This is a genomic window from Oribacterium sp. P6A1 (genome assembly GCF_000702885.1).
Lineage (GTDB): Bacteria > Bacillota > Clostridia > Lachnospirales > Lachnospiraceae > Oribacterium.
On the sequence record NZ_JNKO01000007.1, the window covers coordinates 50939 to 68492 of the forward strand.

Consider the following 17554-nt stretch of genomic DNA (forward strand, 5'->3'; position numbering starts at 1 on the left):
GCAATTCTTTGTTTATGTCTCTATCTTACTTTATCGGTAAACCCTGCTTTTTCATAAGCTCTTTATAGTAATGATATGTATCGTAGGAATCCTTACATATAAATCCGCCGGATTCTTCCAGATAACTTATGGTGTCATGATTGATCTCATAGACCGCTCTGTCCAGGTCACAAAAAGCAAGCTTTCTTATCTCAGGAAGCCTGTCTGCCTTATACCTTCTGGCTTCGATGTAATCAGCCACAAATACTATGGCCTCCAGAACGCTCATTTCCGGCCTTCCCAGAGTATGATAGTATATAGCCGAAAGAATCTCCCTGTCATCGATTTTAAAGGCTTTACGGGCATATTCTGCGCCGTAGACGGAATGTATGACCTGAGGAGCCTTAAGCATATCCTCTGTAAACTCCACCCCTTCCTTTTCGCAAAGTGTGATAAGCTCATGATTTGAAAACTGCTTTGCGCAGTCATGCAAAAGGCCTGCCACCTCGGCTCTGTAAAGGTCCACTCCATATCTCATGGCCAGACATATACAGGTAAAGCTTACGCTCAGAGAATGTTCATACCTTTCCGGCTTCAGTATTTTCTTCAGCTTTTTTCTGTACTCAAAAATCTCCGAAAGACCGGAATTCTCCTCATCCGTTTTTTTCTTTACATTCTTATCCGATGCCATATAAGCCTCCGAATTGTTGCTACATCCTTATCTATACGTCATTTATACAGTCCGTGTTCACCTATGTAAAGAGAAACCGCATCCGGAAGCAGTTCCGAAAGATCCTCTCCTTTTGCCGCCATTTCTCTTATCATGGTGCTGGAAATATCCGATTCTTCAAAATCAAGAACCCTGATATCGGCTCCGAACTTTTTCCTCAGATACTCCACCTGATCCATGAAAGAACGTACTCTTTCAGGATATTCCCGCTCTGCCACAACCAGAGTCGCATGCTTCATGATGATCTCAGGGTGCCACCAGGTCTCTAGCTGATACATGGAATCAGACCCTATGATGAAATAGAAATGAATATCCGGATAGAGCTCATTAAGCTTTTGCAGAGTCTCCGCCGTATATGTTTCTCCCTCTCTCAAAAGTTCAAAATCAGACATTTTAAAGCCCTCATGGCCTTTAACCGCGAGAGCAGTCATTTCCGCCCTGAACTTTGCAGGAGTAACATTCTTCTTTTTCTTAAAGTACGGATCCTTTGCAGGCATAAACCATACTTCATCAAGGGCCATCTGCACCCTGGCACATTCCCCCAAAGCAAGATGGGCATTATGAATGGGATCAAAGGTCCCACCCATTATACCCACTTTTTTTTCACCGGAATACTTCTCCGGAGAACCCAGAATCTCATCCATCTCAGCACCACACATCAAAATCCCTTAGAACGTCTGTAGATCTGCTCTAAAAAGCATATCACTCCACGTCGTTGTCAAAATCCTCATCTGCCTCTTCAACGAAACGAAGACTCATGCCGCCTCTTGCTGCCTTCTTCTTGGCACCGGCAATCTCTGAATTGAACTTCTTGTTCTTGCCGCCTCTTCCGGAAGACTTGTTGCCTTCCTTCAGCTCTGCCTTTGAAATCTCGTACTTACGCTTCTTGAAATCAGGATTAGGCTTGTAAAGAACGATCTTACGTCCGATTACCTGAACAACCTCTGACTGGCTGCGGCCTGCAAGTGTGTGGGCAATGGCCTTTGGATCGTCATCGCAATTCTTTAAAACATTGATCTTGATAAGCTCATTCTTTGTGATGTTCTCTCTTACAGCCTCGATGAATTCGGGAGTCAGGCTGTTCTTTCCGATGGAAAATACCGGCTCTATATTCATTGCTGCGCCCTTAAGCTGGGAGCGCATCTTACTGTCTCTTATATACTTCTTCATTCTTCCTCTTCTCCGTTCTTCTTTGACTGATGACGCTTAGGGAATGCCTGCTCGATGGCGCTTTCCATGTCTCCCTCTTCATAAGCATCCGTATCATAGTACTCAAAAGTATGTCCGTAGATCCTGATGGTGTCTCCCTCCTGGATGCCCATTTTCTTAAGCTGCTTGATAACTCCCTGTTCATCCATGAAACGCTGGAAGAACTCGAAGCCCTTTTCAACCTGAAGATTGGTGTATCCAAGCATTTTCTCGATCTTTGGACCTTCAACAGAGAAGGTGTTCTGATCAAGGCGCTTGTACTCGATGTCGAGCTGCTCCTTGTGTCCGAGTGTCTCTAAATCAACTTCGCTCTCGTATACTTCAACTTCCTTGGCGCCGGCTTCCTCAACATAAGTCCATGCTGCCTCAAGAAGGTCGCGAAGTCCTGTATTGGTTGCTGCAGAAATTGCAAAAACCTTCACTCCCTGTGGCTCGTAAATCTCTTTGATCCTTGTAACGGCACTGTCCGAATCCTGCTCGTCAATTATGAGATCTGTCTTATTGCATGCGATGATCATGGGCTTCTTAAGAATCTCCGGATCATATTTAGCGATCTCTTCATTGATGGTTTTAATGTCTTCAACCGGATCTCTTCCCTCACAGCCTGAAGCATCAACTACATGGATAAGCACCTTGCAGCGCTCGATGTGACGAAGGAACTCATGTCCGAGACCGACACCTTCTGAAGCGCCCTCGATAAGTCCCGGGATATCCGCCATTACGAAAGATCTGTCACCCTTAAGCCCTACAACTCCGAGATGCGGAGTGAGTGTTGTAAAGTGATAGTTGGCGATCTCAGGTCTTGCATTTGAGCACATTGAAAGAATAGTCGACTTACCTACATTTGGAAGTCCGACAAGTCCAACGTCGGCAATAACACGAAGCTCAAGCTGAACCCAGATTTCTCTTGCATCCTGACCCGGCTGTGCAAATTTTGGAGCCTGCATGGAAGGTGTGGCAAAATGCATATTGCCGAGACCACCTTTACCGCCCTTCAGAAGAACCATTCTCTGGTTCTCACCTGACATGTCCGCTATGACCTTCTTGGTCTCAAAATCACGGATAATGGTTCCCTCAGGTACCTTAAGGACCAGGTCCTTACCGTTTTTACCATGCATGCGCTTTCCGCCGCCTTCTTCGCCCGGGGTAGCTATGTATTTCTGACGATTACGGAAATCCTCAAGGGTATTCATACCCTTATCAACTTCGACGATGATGTCACCGCCCTTACCGCCGTCACCACCGTCAGGTCCGCCGCACGGTACGAACAGCTCACGTCTGAAGGAAACATGTCCGTTTCCGCCTTTTCCACTCTTAATGAAAATTTTTGCAATATCTGCAAACATAGAACTATTTCTCCTTTCCCAAGGGTATCCCTGCGCCGAGAAGAATCGTCGCTAACCCTCAGAGAGCCAATGAAATCAGATACAGAATATGTATACATCCGTATCTGTGCTATAACAAATGAAAATAAAATAAATTTCATCCGAATTTCCTGAGAAAAAACGGATGAAATTTAAAGCCCAGTACCGATCACTCGGCACTGGGCATAAATCTACAGATTCAGTGAGTAAAATTACTCAGCGTCTCTAGGCAGTACGGATACCTGCTTTCTGTCTCTTCCAAGGTGGCTGTACTTAACTACACCGTCAACCTTTGCAAAAAGTGTGAAATCATTGCCAAGACCTACATTAAGACCTGGGTGAATTCTTGTTCCGTTCTGCTTGTAAAGTACATTACCAGCCTTTACGAACTGACCATCTGCTCTCTTCTGTCCAAGTCTCTTGGACTCCGAATCTCTACCATTCTTGGTAGATCCCATTCCCTTATGATGAGCCATGATTATCCTCCATTAAATACTTTGAAAAAATTAGCCGATAGAATCGATCTTTACTTCTGTAAAGAGCTGTCTGTGACCGTTCTTCTTGTGGTAACCAGACTTTCTCTTGTACTTGTAAACGATGACTTTCTTAGCCTTGCCATTCTTAGTAACAGTGGCTGATACCTTAGCACCATCAACGACCGGTGTACCGATCTTCATAGCGCCATCATTAAGAACAAGCACCTGATCGAAAGTAACCTTGTCGCCTTCCTTTACATCAAGTTTCTCAACTCTAATGATATCGCCTTCGCTTACCTTGTACTGCTTTCCACCTGTAAGGATTACTGCATACATTACGAGGGTCCTCCTTTTTATCATTACTCGCTGGCTTCGGTGGTGAGAAAACTCACACTTTAACCTCGTCACGCGGCATACTCAGATACTTTAATTGGGATGCCGCAAAAAGTCAATGGGTTTCGCAAAATTAATTTATTAACTTTCTATAATATGGATAGCTTGCGGTAACCTCATTGACAGAGACATTGTTGGCAGAACCGTTCTCATGTATCGCTATCATATTTCCGTTTCCTGCCCATGCAAGGAACATAACAACATGGGAATCAGCACCTTCTCTTATGATAATGTCTCCGGGCCTGAGATCGGCACGTTTTATCTTCTCGCCTTCACCCACAAGAGATGAGGTGCTTGCGGAACCGTTTAAATCATCCCCTATGGCAGACCAGTATACCCACTGTATCCAGCCTGAGCAGTCAAGTCCCTTAAGAACTCTTCCTCTGTGATCAGGACTCACCACACTTCCGAAACTGTTCTTTTCATATCCCTTTGCACCGGCCTTTCCTCCATAATAGTAAGGAACCTTGCCTACGGATTCAAGGGCGAACTTTATGACTTTTTTCCTCTTCGAAGAAATATCCTTCGGAAGCTCGTCAAGATACTTTGATATCTCTTCCTCAGTCAGCGGATTCTTGGGATCAATGGTGGAAATGGAGAAACCGTAGGTCTTGTACCAGTCCCTGGATATAAGCCCGGTTACGGCCTCTATCTTATCTTCAGTCCATCCTTTCCATGCAACTTCGCTGTTCTCAAAAGGATCAGAAGTGAGCTTTATGGACTTTAACCCCTTTTCGTCCTGAAATCCGGCTATGGTGACTTTCACATAAAGATCCACATGCCCCGGGCAATAATTCTTGCTCTTTACATCTGTTTCGCCGTTTGCCGACTTCTTACTGTCATTATAATCATATACCTCTTCGATAATGCCCCTAAGGGTTGCATCATCCATTCTCATAAGATCATCCTTCGAGAAGCTGCCCAATATGGTATTTATCACATCAGCGTCCGCCAGAGACCTGTAGCCTTCTCCGGACTTTTTAAGAACCTGAGCGCTGCTCTGTTCGTGAGTGGTCTCTACCGTCTCATTACTTACTATGGTGCTGTCACTGGCTATCATCCAGAGAGCCCCGTCCTGATACTCTGCGCTGTCCAGGCTCTGACCCTCGGCACTTGCCGCTGCAGTATCGGGAACAGTGGGTCCAACGGTTTCATAAACCTCTGTTTCCGGCAGAACGCCCTGATTGTGATACCCGGGGCCCGTAAGACTTTCCGTCTCAGAAGTGCCAGCCGCCATATCCGTATCAAAGGCCGAATCCACCATTTCGTAACCATCCGGAATTTCCGCCCCTCCGCTGTTATCCTGTACAGCTGTTTCTATAGAAGCATCTTCACTTTCCGGTGAATTATAACTATCCGCTAGAACCTGAGTGTCAATGCTTACATCTACAAACTCTCCATCTTCACTAAGCTTCTTTTTCAGAAGTTCCAAAGAACTTTCTATCCTTTTTATACCGTCCGCTTCTTCCTTTGCGGAACGATTTATACATCCGTCATCGTAATACACATTTCCAATGCTTATGGAATAGTTCCTGGATTTTCCGTAAAGTCCTTCACAATACTGCTTAAATGCTTCCGGATCCAGGGAGCCGTGGGAATAGCCGTAGACCGATGCCATGGACATGATATCCTTCACATTGGAACATTCATTTATTCTCTTACCGTCAGCATTGTAAAAAGAGACATTAACATTTTTGAAATCCGGTATGTACCATGTAGACGGATCATCAGGATTCTGTGTTCCATCGGCAGGATTGTACTTACCCATCACCCTGGATGTACTCACCCCGAGTTTTGAAGCAAGTGTTCTCGGAGACATGCCTGAGGTATCGAAAATCCTCGCCAGATACTCATTATCCTTTTTCATGAGTTCCTTATAAATCTCTCCGGCATAACTGTTGAGCCTGTCTTCGGTGTCCGCCCCCTTCGGATAATAATGTGCCAGATTAAGCTCATCTATAGAAGGAACATACTCCTCCTTCGCTGCCTCTGTAGCAGCTTCCGCTGTATATGTCTCCTGCTCACTGCTTTCAACCGCAGCAACCGAAGAAGGTGTTGCAGCAGCCTTTTCCGAAACCTCATCCTGCGGCATTCCTCTGAGAACGGCGGCCATAAGCCCTGCCCCGAAAACGAAGACCAAAGCCATATATATTTGTTTTTTACTGATATGTTTTTTTCTAAACAGGTCTGGTATGTTCATCATACTTTATAGTCTAGCATACTGTATGCACAAAAAAGTTTAATATTTGCGTACATTTCATTTATTTTGAATTTTCCTGGCTGCATACAGAAAAAGATGCCGCCTGAGCGACACCTTTCCACTATTTCCTGTTCCTGAGCTTTTCCAGAAGCTTTTTAAAATATTCGGGATAGTCAGAATCAAATTCCACGTACTCTCCGCCGGTGGGATGAATAAATCCCAGAGTCTTCGCATGTAAACATTGTCCTTCAAGGGTAAACGGACACTTCTTAGGTCCGTAAACATCATCTCCCAGTACAGGATGTCCTATGGACGCCATGTGAACACGTATCTGATGGGTACGGCCTGTTTCCAGTACACATTCCACCAGTGTATAGTCTCCGAATCTTTCAAGCACCCTGTAGTGGGTCACCGCATCACGACCGTTCACTTCATCTATGGCCTGCTTTTTACGGTCCTTTTTGGAACGTCCGAGAGGAGCGTCAACCACACCTTCATCCTGCTTTATGTTGCCGCAAAGTATAGCCACATATTTTCTTGTAATGGAATGAACCTTCAGCTGCTCCGCCAGAGATTTATGGGACTTGTCGTTCTTGCAGACCACAAGAAGTCCTGTGGTGTTTTTGTCGATACGATGAACAATTCCGGGACGCATGACACCGTTTATGGTGCTGAGCTCCGAACCGCAGTGATTCATCACTGCATTCACAAGGGTTCCCTGATAGTGTCCGGCAGCAGGATGTACCACCATACCCTTTGGCTTATTGACAATAAGAAAATCACTATCCTCATAGACTATATCCAGTGGTATATCTTCTGCTTCAACATCAAGGCTTACAGGCTCCGGCATATCAATAAGAAGAAGGTCGCCTTCCTGCACCCTGGCACTGGCCTTGCATTTTTTTCCGTTTATCTGTATGCGGTCCTCTTTGATAAGCTTCGCCGCATAACTTCTTGATATCTCAGGTTCTGGAAGAGTAGCCAGAAACTGGTCTACTCTGACATTATCAACTGATTCCGGGACCTTTATTTCTATCATTTCTCCTCCACCGGTATTTCTTTTTTATCCTCTTCTGTCCTTTTTGTCTTTCTCAAACTAAGATAGGCAAAATCCTCATCCTTATAGTGAAACAGGAACAAAAGCACCATGATTATACAGCCTGAGGTAACATAAATGTCGGCTACATTGAACACAGGAAAATCAATAGGACTGAAATAAATAAAGTCAACTACATACATCTGGTTCACTCTGTCTATAAAATTGCCGATGGCTCCAGCAAAAACAAGCTCCGCAACAAAAAGCACCGGATAAAAATATCTGTCTTTTACAGGGGTCTTATAAACCACATAAAGGATTCCTGCAAGGACAACAACAGTTATGACATAAAACATATACTGGGCTCCCTGGAATACACCAAAGGCAGCCCCCTTATTTTCCACATAAAGAAGATACAGAACATTCTTAATTATGGGAATACTCTCCGCCCCCTTCAGATGTTCCACAGCCAGCTGTTTTGTAATCTGATCCGGTACTATCAGTATGGCTGCCATCACTAAAAAAAGCAGCATTCGTTTTGCAGTTGATTTCATATATTGTATTTCTCCGAAAAATTAAGTATTCGCAATTTCTTTATATCGCTTAAATCAATAGAGATATGAGACAAATGCGACCTGAAGTATACAGGAAAAATTACCCGTAATAAATATTCCCTTTAACTGTTCAGGATTTAGAAATGAACTCCAATGCTTCAAGCATCATTTCATCCGATACATTGTGGTCAATGTATGCGTCACCGAGACTGTGAAGGAGTATAAATCTGACTCTGCCCTTATCCATCTTCTTGTCCTTCCTTGTGGCGTTAAGAATCGCCTGATGATCCATCTTCTTAAGAACGGTCTCCAGTCCAACCGCTTTCATAAGCTCACGTACGGAATTCTCCTCTTCCTTAGATGTAACCCCGGATATGTACATGGCAGCCAGGCATCCGAATGCCACACACTGGCCGTGACTGTAGCCGAATTCAGAACACTTCTCAATGGCATGACCAAGAGTATGTCCGAAATTAAGAAGCTGTCTCTCTCCCTTTTCCTTCGGATCCTCCTCCACAACAGCCTTCTTTATAAGATTGCTTTCGTAAACGGTTTTGAGAAGCACCTGAAGATCACGGTCTTTAAGTTCCTCCACATGCTGTGAAAGGTAATCAAAATAGTCCTTATTCTTGATCATGGAATGTTTGATGACCTCACCCATTCCCGAGGCATACTGCACTGCATCCAGTGTTTTCAATGTGCTGACATTGCTGTACACAAGGGACGGCATATGGAAAGCTCCCACCATGTTCTTGTAGGCCCTGAAGTCAACTCCGGTCTTACCGCCTATGGAGCTGTCCACCTGAGCAAGTAGTGTAGTGGGGATCTGAATGAATCTGATTCCTCTCATGTATGTTGCAGCGGCAAAACCTGTCATATCACCGATCACTCCTCCGCCGAGAGCAACCATATAGTCGTTTCTGTCGAAATTCTCCTGTATGGCTTTCTCATACACCAGAGCGATGGAATCTGTATTTTTATACTTTTCGCCGGGAGTAAGTATTATTTCTGACACTGAGCTGAAGCACTCCTTCAGAATTCCCTTCACCACATCAAGGTAAAGGGGTGCAACATTTGTATCGGTTACTAGCAAAGCACGTCTCTCGGAAACTCCCAGCTCTGAAACAGCATGCTTCAGATTATCAAAGGATTTTTCAAGATAAATATGATATGAAAATGCATTTTCGTAATATACGTCCAATATTTCAGCCATAACACCCTCCCGTTTAACATTAGTTTAACCCTCGTATCATGATATCACATTACAGTTGAAGTACATAGCGAAAATACCTGCAGGAATCCATAAGCATAAACCTGCCTTTACCGGTGCCTTATCTCAAAAAAAGACCGCCGCAGTATACTGCGGCAGTCTTTAATGTCTTCATATCATACTCTCAAGTTGAGTCCGTTAATGTTTACATCCGCATTCCCTGCGAGAATGTTCTGAAAATCACCGGAAAGCTCAACCATGGATGGGGTAACGATAAAAATATAATTGGAAATCTTCTGAAGATTACCTTCCATAGAGTAAGCAGCTCCGGAAGTAAAATCAATGATCCTCTGTGCTATCTCCATATGAAGTCCTTCCATATTGAGAACTACAGTCTTACCATCCAGAAGATAATTACAGATATCTCTGGAATCATCCATGGATGTAGGCTTGATCATAGTCACTTCCATGCTTCTTCTCTGAGGCGCCGCCTGAGGCTGCTTCTTGGTGAAGAGCATAGGTCTCGCATGTCTCTCTTCTTCTATATCCTCATCATCCGACTTCTTAAAGAAAGAACCTCTCTGAGGCTCATAATCATCCTCTCCGTCGAACTCATAGTCATCATCATAATCGTAATCATCATCCTGATTGACTCTCATGTTTTTCATTATATTGCCGATAAAACTCATCTTTTACTTTTCTCCCGTTATTCACGATAGGCATAGCTCGTCTAATTAACGTCTATTTTATACCATTTTGAGACCTTGTCAATATAATGTAGGATACGTAATACATTAGACATTACTACCGCAGTCAATGTAATAAAATCGTAAGTTTTACTGATATACCAGTTGTCCATCACTTACAATCGAAGCGTCCATAACTATATGATCATATACAGATATTCCATAATCGGTATTTTTTTCAACTATTATGTATTCGTTGTTCTGCTCCACAGGAACTATCTGCCTGAACATACAATAACCACGATTTATATTGTAAACACCCTGCAGTGATTTCACAGGACCCACATGATAAGTATTGGCCGAATCACCGCCGGAGGTTTCAGGTTTAATTATAAAATCGTTAAGTCTGACTCCGGAATCCCCGTCCCCCTCCGGAACCGTCACATAACAATACTGATCATCAATCCGGTAAATCTCGCTTGGTACAAATTCTGTCGCAGTTGTTCCGTCCTGAAGAACCGTCTGCCGGTTAAAGCCTGTTGTTCCGTCACTGCTTGTTACCATAAAATCCTTGGGAATGATGAAAAAGTCCTTTTCGGTAATCGATGTCAAAGGGATCTTCAATCCTCTCTTGTTGTTTATAACCAGATCAAATTGAATAAATCTTTCACCGCTGAACTGCTCCACCAGTTCATTCAACGTAAGCTTTCCGTAATTATTTCCGTCAGAAGCGGTATAAATATCAAGTGACGCATTGGAAGTGATGTCCTTTTCAACGAAGTGAACCTGAACTCTGTGAATATCCTGGTATTTCTCCTTAATCTCATCATTGACCGGAAACACTATGGACCAGTTTGTGCTTGTAATGAGTTTATATACAGGAGTTCCGCCTTCTATAAGATTTCCCGGCTTTGTAATGTTCATCTTATAGCCGTTCATGGAAAAAATATCTGAAGTCACCGAATCCGGAGTAAGGCTTTCATATCCATCCACAGAATATGAAACAACGCCTGATTTTTGTGCGGAAATCTGAGAATAATTAATGCCAAGCTGTGAAAGAACGGAATTCAGGTCCTGTGCATCTGAAATTGATGAATACTCCAGCGCCGTTGCGTCCAGTGAGAATTTCGTATCATAAAGATATGAGAAAGCGCTGTTTTTAAAACTCTGGGAAAACTGGGACAGTCTGTATCTGATATCCGCTATCTGCTCAGAGGACATCTCTTTATTAAGTTCAGGGTGATCTTTCAGATATGTTTCCAGAGCTCCTGTTTCATCCACCATATAAATGTCGGATCCTACAGCCACCCTTTTTCCATCCTGAATATAATAATGAATATATCCGGAAGAAGCGGCATCAACCGTCTCCTCTTCGCGGATCGCCACACCCGTATACTGTTCCTGTCTCACTATATTGCCGTCAGAGACTTCGTAAAATCTCACCTGTTCTCTGGTGATATATGAGTATACACTAAAAACAATGTAGAGAAAGATAATCATGAAGATTATCATCCCTACATTGAATCTAGGCAGAATATTCGGTTTTATTATGTTAGATGTATCTTGCTTATTTACTGCCATGCTAAAAAATCAAAGTGAAATAGCTACATCTCTCTTTACGCTGTCCGGAAGCTCTTCTGCATCCATGGATACGCTAAGTACAAAAGTGATCTTATACTTTTCGCCAAGGTCCTCAAGACGCTTGATGCAATTTGAAATGTCTGCGCCCTCGAGAGATGAAAGCTTAAGAAAACTGTCAAGGAACATATACTCTAAATCATGATCCTGAGAAATAATACCACTTATGAAGCCGATAAATGCATCCTCGGAATCGATAGGATACTCGTTTACGTTAATAAGACGGATCTTATTGTTAAGCTCATACATGTGTTGTGCGGATTTATCAAGGAAATCAACATTTCCGTTTGCTTCCTTAACAACTGCGTTTGCCTTATCAAGAAGCTGCTTAGTCTTTCCTTTGCCTCTCTTGCCTACAATCAACTGTACCATAGTCAAGTACCTCCTAAACTTTGTAGTTTCAGTATAGTACATTAAACGGTCTAATTCAAGCAACAATTCCCAAATAAAGCAATCAAAAAAGCCTGTCTTTTGTACAATCTATCTCAAACAAAGGGATATAACCCAAAGGAATTGTATGACAAAAAGCATGTCCCTATTCCGTGGAAAAAGCATCCCCGGAATAAGGTCCTGGAAATCATGTATGTGTTTTTATCAGAATCAATAAGTCTTTGAAATCATACTCGTCATATTACGGTAAAGTTCATCCTTGGATTCCGCTTTCATAACTGTGGAAATATATTCCTCTCCTGTAGATGTCTTGCGCACTCCCATTGTAAGGCAATATCCCGCAGCATTTGTGGTACCTGTCTTTCCTCCCAGAACCTCAAGTCCCTGAGGAACAGGTGTCTCTCCGATCATGAATCTGTTGGTAACGCTCCAGCTCTGGGTCTTGGGCATACCATTGGAATCCTTATAATGAGGACTGTAATTAACCGTAGATACTATCTTCCGGAATTCCTCATATTTCATAGCCTCATTCATAGTGAGGTAAATGTCATAAGGAGTCGTATAATGCCTATCGTCCGGCAATCCGTGGGGATTAACAAAATGGGTCCCTGTGGCACCTATTTCAAGAGCCGTACGGTTCATCTCCTCCACAAAAGCCTCGACAGAACCGCATGTAGCCTCGGCAACCGCAACAGCCGCATCATTACCGGAAGGAAGCAGCATACCGTAAAGGAGATCCTCTATCGTCAGGGTCTCTCCGGGTCTCAGCCATGCCATGGAAGAACCCGAAACCGAAATTTTTGAATTCTCCGTAACGGTAAATTCCTGCTGAAAATCCTGAATATGTCTCATACATACCAGAGCCGACATAACCTTGGTGATACTTGCGGGATAAGTCCTTACATAGGGGTTCTTATAGGCCACCGCCTGGGGATCCTCTTTTCCGAACTCAACCATAAGAGCAGCTTCCGCCGATATGTCATCAGCATTGAAGGTGGTTTCTCCCGGAAGAGCCAGGCCTACGGAAAACCCCTTTGCATGGTCCGTCTCAGTAAGACTTGTATTTACCGAGTTCATACGCATGAGACCCACGTTTACATCATACTTATTTTCTATTTTCTGACCGCAGCCCGTAAGCACCGCAAGACATAAAAGAACCGGAAGCGCCATCAAACGACGGCTCCCTCCGGATCTGAATTTCTTTTTATCAAGAAATGTTTTCTTCATCAATCTCATCCTCAGATGTTTCTCCACTCAAGATCACCTCTCTCAAGTGCCTTAATAAGAAGCTCTGCTGTTGCAAGATTTGTTGCGATAGGAATATTGTAGGTATCGCAAAGCTGTACCACCGAATTTACCTCAGGTTCCTGAGCCTTTACATGAAGAGGATCTCTCAGGAATATAACCATATCAAGATTTCCCTGCTCGATCTGAGATGCAAGCTGTCTGGAGCCTCCTGTCTCACCCGGAAGGAACTTGTGTATGCGGAGGTTGGTAACCTCTTCAACAAGCAAACCTGTAGTTCCTGTTGCATATAACTCGTGTTTACTAAGGATACCACGATATGCTATGCAGAAATTCTGCATCAATTTCTTTTTTGAATCATGTGCGATCAAACCAACGTTCATTTCTTTCAAACCTTTCCGGAGAGGATCAGATCACGCTGTCCCTGCGCTGCAGAGCAACATTTAATACTAATCCCATCCCAATATAGACTGATACAAGTGAGCTTACGCCTCTCGAAAAGAAAGGAAGTGTAACACCGGTATTCGGTAAAATACCGGTCGCAACTGCGATGTTGGTATAGGTCTGGAAGCCTATCCATGCCATCATACCAACCGCTATAAGACGTCCGCTCATCTTTTTAGCCTTTGAAGCTATTATAAGACATTCAATTATTATCAACAAGAAAAATATAATAATAATTAATGAACCTCTGAAACCCAGCTCTTCACCGATAACGGCAAAAATGAAGTCATTATCCTCTTCCGCAAGGAAATTTCCGTTCTTTACAGAGAAGATGGAGTTATTATTCAGACCTTTTCCCGCAAACTGGCCGGAGCCTATAGCCATAATGGAATACATCTGCTGGTAGAAGGTCTGGGTGTTTTCCGAAGGGTTCAGGAATGTGAGGATTCTCGCAGCCTGATAGCCCTGCAGAAAAGGAATATGATCGTAAAGACCGGATTTGAACAAATATACAAAAACCAGTGCAAAGGGCACTACCGCAAAAACCACGCCCAATATCCACTTAATCCCTATATTGGATGCAAATACTATAGCCGCAACTATGACAGTCATGATAATGGCTGTACTCAGGTTAGGCTGTATAAGAACCAGACCTATAGGTATAAGATACAATACAAATGCCAAAAGCACCGTATGCGGCGAATTCACCCGGTCCTTGGCCTTGTGAAAATACGCTGCGTAAAAAATGATAAGACCGATTTTTACAAACTCAGCAGGCTGAACCTGGCCCAGCACAGGCACCTGTATCCATCTCACCGCACCGTGGCCCGATGCGGTACCGTAGACCTTAACGCCCAAAAGCATAAGAACCGACACAATATATATAAGATTGTACTGCCTTACTATTCGTCTGTAATCTATGAAGGAAAGTGCTATACAGATCAAAAGTCCTGCGAAAGAACCTAAGATCTGTCGAAACACCTGAGGATTTCGAAAATCCTCGGCCCCCACGGCGGAACGCATGATAACCACGCCCAGAATATTGAGGGCAACCATATAGATAATCAGTCTATAGTCATAATTCTTTAAATTATAATTGAATTTCATAATCTCCTCTTACATCATCAGTCGGATACGTTCAATGCAGAGATATAAGAAGCATCTCTTGAAAGGATGGCATCCAGGCTGTCCTTACCATAACAGTAATTGTAAACATTGTTGGCAAGGTTCGCCGCATTACCGGAAGAATATCCGTAAGGGATATTAACTGTCACTGATATTTCCGGAGCCGCATAGGGAGCGTAAGAAACAAATACCGCATGGTTACCGCGATCCTCTCGCTCCTGAGCCGTACCTGTCTTTCCGGCAATAGGGATATCCTGTCCCTGGAATACTCTCTTTGCCACACCCTCTGTGATCATCTCTCTAAGACCCCTGTGAACGGCACTCCATGTGAGATCGCTGAAATCAAGCTGTCTGACCACCTTAGGTTCTATGGTCTTCACGAGAGAGCCGTCAGGAGCAGTGATCTTATCCAGTATGGAGAGATCAAAGACTGTTCCGCTGTTGGCAACTGCGGTGATATATCTTGCCAGCTGAACATCATTGTAGGCATGGTTGCCCTGTCCCATGGCGGAACGTTCAGGATCGTAATCCGAAATACGCGGCATGGTTTCATCTATCTCAACTCCGGAAAGAGAATCAAGACCAAACAATGAAGCATATTTCTGTATTCTTTCGATACCATAGGCCTGATTATAGTTTCCGTTCTCATCTATGGAAAGAAGATGTCCCACTGCGGCAAAGAAGAAGTTGCAGGAATTCTTTATTCCGTCTATAACATTCTCTCTTCCGTGATTCTGCGGATATATCCAGCACTTGATATGAGGAGTTACCTCTTCATAAACTCCGGTACAGTCGATAACCGTATAGAGATTAAGAGCCCCCTCCTGCAGCGCCGCAATCGAAGTCAAAGGTTTGAAGGTAGAACCGGGCGCAAGCTGAGTCTGTGTGGCACCGTTAAGCAGCGGCAGCGAAAGATCCGCATTGCACTTACGAAGATAATCCGCATCGGTGATACGATTGTTGTCAAAGCCCGGGTAGGTTACCAGAGCCCGTACTTTACCGGTTTTTACATCTGTAACCACCACGGAACCGTTGCACGGATCCAGCGCAAGCTGTGCGGGACTTATCTCTATCTTTCTTATCTTGGAGATAAGGAAGGTGTAGGCAAAATGCTCATCCCCTGTGGAAAGCTGGCTGTAGGACTGTTCATCCGGCTCCAGAACTCCCTGCTCAAACAGTGCCATAAGCAGCAGATATCCGGGAATGGTCTTATCTGAAATGGCATACTTATACAGTATTTTGTCGAACTCAGGGTCATTGTTGAGACGGTCTATAATGTACTGAACCAGAAGCTTATAGATGTTCTCGGTATCATAATAGTCATCGGAAAGCTCCAGCTTTGAGGTATCAAGCCATGCTTCGTCGATACCCTTCATAATGAAGTTCCTGAGATTTATGGTATCGTTCTTCCATGAAGTGTATGCTTCCGATTCACGGAAACTCTGATCGGAAGAATCGATGATGCCGCTCTCCTTACCTGTCATATAGTCATAGATGTAAACGATATAAGCCTGCATATCCTGAGGAAGCTCATTGAGTCCCTCAGTGGTGGGATTTAAAAGCTCCGACTGTATATCCACAAGCTTTCTTTTTTTGTTAGAAGTGAAAATATCAGCTATACGGCGCTCAGAAGCCCCTGCTTCGGACAGACCGAAATGAGCCGAATCCAAAACATTGTTATTGATAAGCTGGAAGTAGGCATCCTTTACCGGAATGGTGATCTCAGACTGCTCTACCAGGGCATTTCTGTCACTGAGATCCTGCTCGGTGATCTTTGAAGCAAGTACACCCGCAAGCTCCTGCTCAAGCAGATGGTAGATGGCGATCTGATCGTTGGCGGAAATGGTAGTATAAATGTCATTGCCCGCTGTGGCATCTGTTTCCGAAACCACATCAAGAACCGAACCCACGGAATTAAGGTACATCTCTCTGGATCCCTTCTTTCCCTTAAGTTCAGACTCCATGCTCTTCTCAAGTCCCCATACACCGACTATGTCGTTCAGCTCATAGCTCTCGTCCTTTTTCCGGAGCTCTTCAAGCTGATCAGCTCTTACCTGTCCCGTATAACCGACTATATGACTGAGATACGGCGCATAATTGTATCTGCGGACGGAGACATTCTCGATATCCACTCCCTTAAGCTCTCCCTTGGCCTCAAGAATCTCCGCAACACACTCCTCTGAGACATTTTTAACTATAGTAGTGCTCTGATATCTCTGGTAAGCCGTAAGACGAAGGGTGAAGAAAATGTTTATCATATCAAGTGCCTTTTCGTCGGACAGCACTATGGGATTTCCTTCCGGATCTCTTATATCATCAAATCTGTATCTTTTCTTCGAGAACTCCATGGCTTCTCTTGCTGTGATATCAAAATCCTTATCACTGAGATCAGAAACATTTCTGCCGCGAATGTTGGCGATAAATCTCCTTCTGTCATCCTCGGAGCCGGTAACAAAATAGGGTTCACGATTTGCATCCAGCTTTATCTTATACTGGCCTTCAACCGAATAACCATACTTCTCGATTATCTCGGCTACCCGCATAAGCATATAGTTTCTGCTGTTAATGCCTTCGTTTGTAGTATCGTATGAACCGTTGTCGGAAATCGTTATATTGTACTGAAGTTCATTATATGCCAGCAGTTTTCCGTCTCTGTCATATATATTTCCTCTGGTTCCGTCTGTTGTAACCCTGGCCAGAGTACGTTCCTGATAATCATTGAGATATTGCTGCCCGTTGACTATCTGGAGATCAAAAAGCCTGATTCCGATAACTATATAGAATATCGAAAAAACAAGTCCAAGGAAGAATAACCTTGAACCTACAAATCGAACAGTAAATTCCTTTATGGCCTCGAATATTTCTTTAATCAAAG

The 17554-nt window shown here is 43.7% G+C and carries 16 protein-coding genes and 1 pseudogene; all 17 read right to left on the reverse strand.

Annotated features, from left to right (window positions below; translation table 11 throughout):
* Nucleotides 1–25 precede the first annotated feature (25 nt).
* Nucleotides 26–670 carry a bis(5'-nucleosyl)-tetraphosphatase (symmetrical) YqeK gene (yqeK, locus tag T515_RS06725; RefSeq protein WP_051671521.1) on the reverse strand — a complete coding sequence of 215 codons (645 nt, stop codon included), beginning with the start codon at nucleotides 668–670 and terminating at the stop codon, nucleotides 26–28.
* Nucleotides 671–708: 38 nt separating this feature from the next.
* On the reverse strand, nucleotides 709–1368 hold the full coding sequence (nadD, locus tag T515_RS06730) for a nicotinate-nucleotide adenylyltransferase (RefSeq protein WP_242839343.1): 660 nt from the start codon (nucleotides 1366–1368) through the stop codon (nucleotides 709–711).
* 208 nt (nucleotides 1369–1576) lie between these two features.
* A pseudogene (locus T515_RS18435) lies at nucleotides 1577–1879 on the reverse strand (YhbY family RNA-binding protein); the annotation flags it as partial.
* The gene (gene obgE / locus T515_RS06740) at nucleotides 1876–3264 is read right to left on the reverse strand and encodes a GTPase ObgE (RefSeq protein ID WP_051671522.1); all 1389 of its coding nucleotides are present in this window, start codon (nucleotides 3262–3264) and stop codon (nucleotides 1876–1878) included. The pseudogene T515_RS18435 and the gene obgE, both read right to left, overlap by 4 nt.
* 230 nt (nucleotides 3265–3494) lie before the next feature.
* Nucleotides 3495–3758 (reverse strand): 50S ribosomal protein L27, encoded by a 264-nt coding sequence (gene rpmA / locus T515_RS06745; protein WP_029200208.1) that lies wholly within the window; start codon nucleotides 3756–3758, stop codon nucleotides 3495–3497.
* Between the two features lie 30 nt (nucleotides 3759–3788).
* Nucleotides 3789–4094, reverse strand: a complete 306-nt coding sequence (gene rplU, locus T515_RS06750; RefSeq protein WP_031553068.1) for a 50S ribosomal protein L21 — start codon at nucleotides 4092–4094, stop codon at nucleotides 3789–3791.
* Between the two features lie 130 nt (nucleotides 4095–4224).
* Entirely contained in the window at nucleotides 4225–6264 is a 2040-nt protein-coding gene (locus T515_RS16520) for a C40 family peptidase (protein WP_051671523.1), read from the reverse strand.
* 208 nt (nucleotides 6265–6472) lie between these two features.
* Complete coding sequence (locus T515_RS06760) at nucleotides 6473–7390, reverse strand: RluA family pseudouridine synthase (RefSeq protein WP_036609113.1); 918 nt, start codon at nucleotides 7388–7390, stop codon at nucleotides 6473–6475.
* Nucleotides 7387–7941 carry a signal peptidase II gene (gene lspA / locus T515_RS06765; RefSeq protein ID WP_036609115.1) on the reverse strand — a complete coding sequence of 185 codons (555 nt, stop codon included), beginning with the start codon at nucleotides 7939–7941 and terminating at the stop codon, nucleotides 7387–7389. The genes T515_RS06760 and lspA overlap by 4 nt, the downstream gene beginning before the upstream one ends.
* A gap of 130 nt (nucleotides 7942–8071) precedes the next feature.
* Complete coding sequence (gene aroB, locus T515_RS06770) at nucleotides 8072–9154, reverse strand: 3-dehydroquinate synthase (protein ID WP_036609117.1); 1083 nt, start codon at nucleotides 9152–9154, stop codon at nucleotides 8072–8074.
* A gap of 173 nt (nucleotides 9155–9327) precedes the next feature.
* Nucleotides 9328–9840 carry a cell division protein SepF gene (locus T515_RS06775; protein WP_036609119.1) on the reverse strand — a complete coding sequence of 171 codons (513 nt, stop codon included), beginning with the start codon at nucleotides 9838–9840 and terminating at the stop codon, nucleotides 9328–9330.
* 147 nt (nucleotides 9841–9987) lie between these two features.
* On the reverse strand, nucleotides 9988–11418 hold the full coding sequence (locus T515_RS06780; RefSeq protein WP_036609121.1) for an HlyD family efflux transporter periplasmic adaptor subunit: 1431 nt from the start codon (nucleotides 11416–11418) through the stop codon (nucleotides 9988–9990).
* Between the two features lie 9 nt (nucleotides 11419–11427).
* Nucleotides 11428–11847, reverse strand: coding sequence for a hypothetical protein (locus T515_RS06785; protein WP_036609123.1), 420 nt, complete (start codon nucleotides 11845–11847; stop codon nucleotides 11428–11430).
* Between the two features lie 228 nt (nucleotides 11848–12075).
* Nucleotides 12076–13092 (reverse strand): D-alanyl-D-alanine carboxypeptidase family protein, encoded by a 1017-nt coding sequence (locus tag T515_RS06790; protein ID WP_036609302.1) that lies wholly within the window; start codon nucleotides 13090–13092, stop codon nucleotides 12076–12078.
* Nucleotides 13093–13103: 11 nt separating this feature from the next.
* On the reverse strand, nucleotides 13104–13493 hold the full coding sequence (locus tag T515_RS06795) for a methylglyoxal synthase (RefSeq protein WP_036609125.1): 390 nt from the start codon (nucleotides 13491–13493) through the stop codon (nucleotides 13104–13106).
* A gap of 25 nt (nucleotides 13494–13518) precedes the next feature.
* Complete coding sequence (locus tag T515_RS06800) at nucleotides 13519–14661, reverse strand: FtsW/RodA/SpoVE family cell cycle protein (RefSeq protein WP_036609127.1); 1143 nt, start codon at nucleotides 14659–14661, stop codon at nucleotides 13519–13521.
* Nucleotides 14662–14678: 17 nt separating this feature from the next.
* A complete protein-coding gene (locus T515_RS06805) occupies nucleotides 14679–17552 on the reverse strand; it encodes a penicillin-binding transpeptidase domain-containing protein (RefSeq protein WP_036609129.1) in 2874 nt (957 codons plus the stop codon).
* Between the last annotated feature and the right edge of the window lie 2 nt (nucleotides 17553–17554).

Coding starts and splice junctions, on each gene's coding strand:
- T515_RS06795 (WP_036609125.1), bottom strand. CDS start 13,493: ATGAACGTTGGTTTGATCGCACATGATTCAAAAAAGAAATTGATGCAG.
- T515_RS16520 (WP_051671523.1), bottom strand. CDS start 6,264: ATGGCCGCCGTTCTCAGAGGAATGCCGCAGGATGAGGTTTCGGAAAAG.
- yqeK (WP_051671521.1), bottom strand. CDS start 670: ATGGCATCGGATAAGAATGTAAAGAAAAAAACGGATGAGGAGAATTCC.
- rpmA (WP_029200208.1), bottom strand. CDS start 3,758: ATGGCTCATCATAAGGGAATGGGATCTACCAAGAATGGTAGAGATTCG.
- T515_RS06760 (WP_036609113.1), bottom strand. CDS start 7,390: ATGATAGAAATAAAGGTCCCGGAATCAGTTGATAATGTCAGAGTAGAC.
- nadD (WP_242839343.1), bottom strand. CDS start 1,368: ATGTGTGGTGCTGAGATGGATGAGATTCTGGGTTCTCCGGAGAAGTAT.
- T515_RS06780 (WP_036609121.1), bottom strand. CDS start 11,418: ATGGCAGTAAATAAGCAAGATACATCTAACATAATAAAACCGAATATT.
- T515_RS06790 (WP_036609302.1), bottom strand. CDS start 13,092: ATGAAGAAAACATTTCTTGATAAAAAGAAATTCAGATCCGGAGGGAGC.
- T515_RS06775 (WP_036609119.1), bottom strand. CDS start 9,840: ATGAGTTTTATCGGCAATATAATGAAAAACATGAGAGTCAATCAGGAT.
- rplU (WP_031553068.1), bottom strand. CDS start 4,094: ATGTATGCAGTAATCCTTACAGGTGGAAAGCAGTACAAGGTAAGCGAA.
- obgE (WP_051671522.1), bottom strand. CDS start 3,264: ATGTTTGCAGATATTGCAAAAATTTTCATTAAGAGTGGAAAAGGCGGA.
- aroB (WP_036609117.1), bottom strand. CDS start 9,154: ATGGCTGAAATATTGGACGTATATTACGAAAATGCATTTTCATATCAT.
- lspA (WP_036609115.1), bottom strand. CDS start 7,941: ATGAAATCAACTGCAAAACGAATGCTGCTTTTTTTAGTGATGGCAGCC.
- T515_RS06800 (WP_036609127.1), bottom strand. CDS start 14,661: ATGAAATTCAATTATAATTTAAAGAATTATGACTATAGACTGATTATC.
- T515_RS06785 (WP_036609123.1), bottom strand. CDS start 11,847: ATGGTACAGTTGATTGTAGGCAAGAGAGGCAAAGGAAAGACTAAGCAG.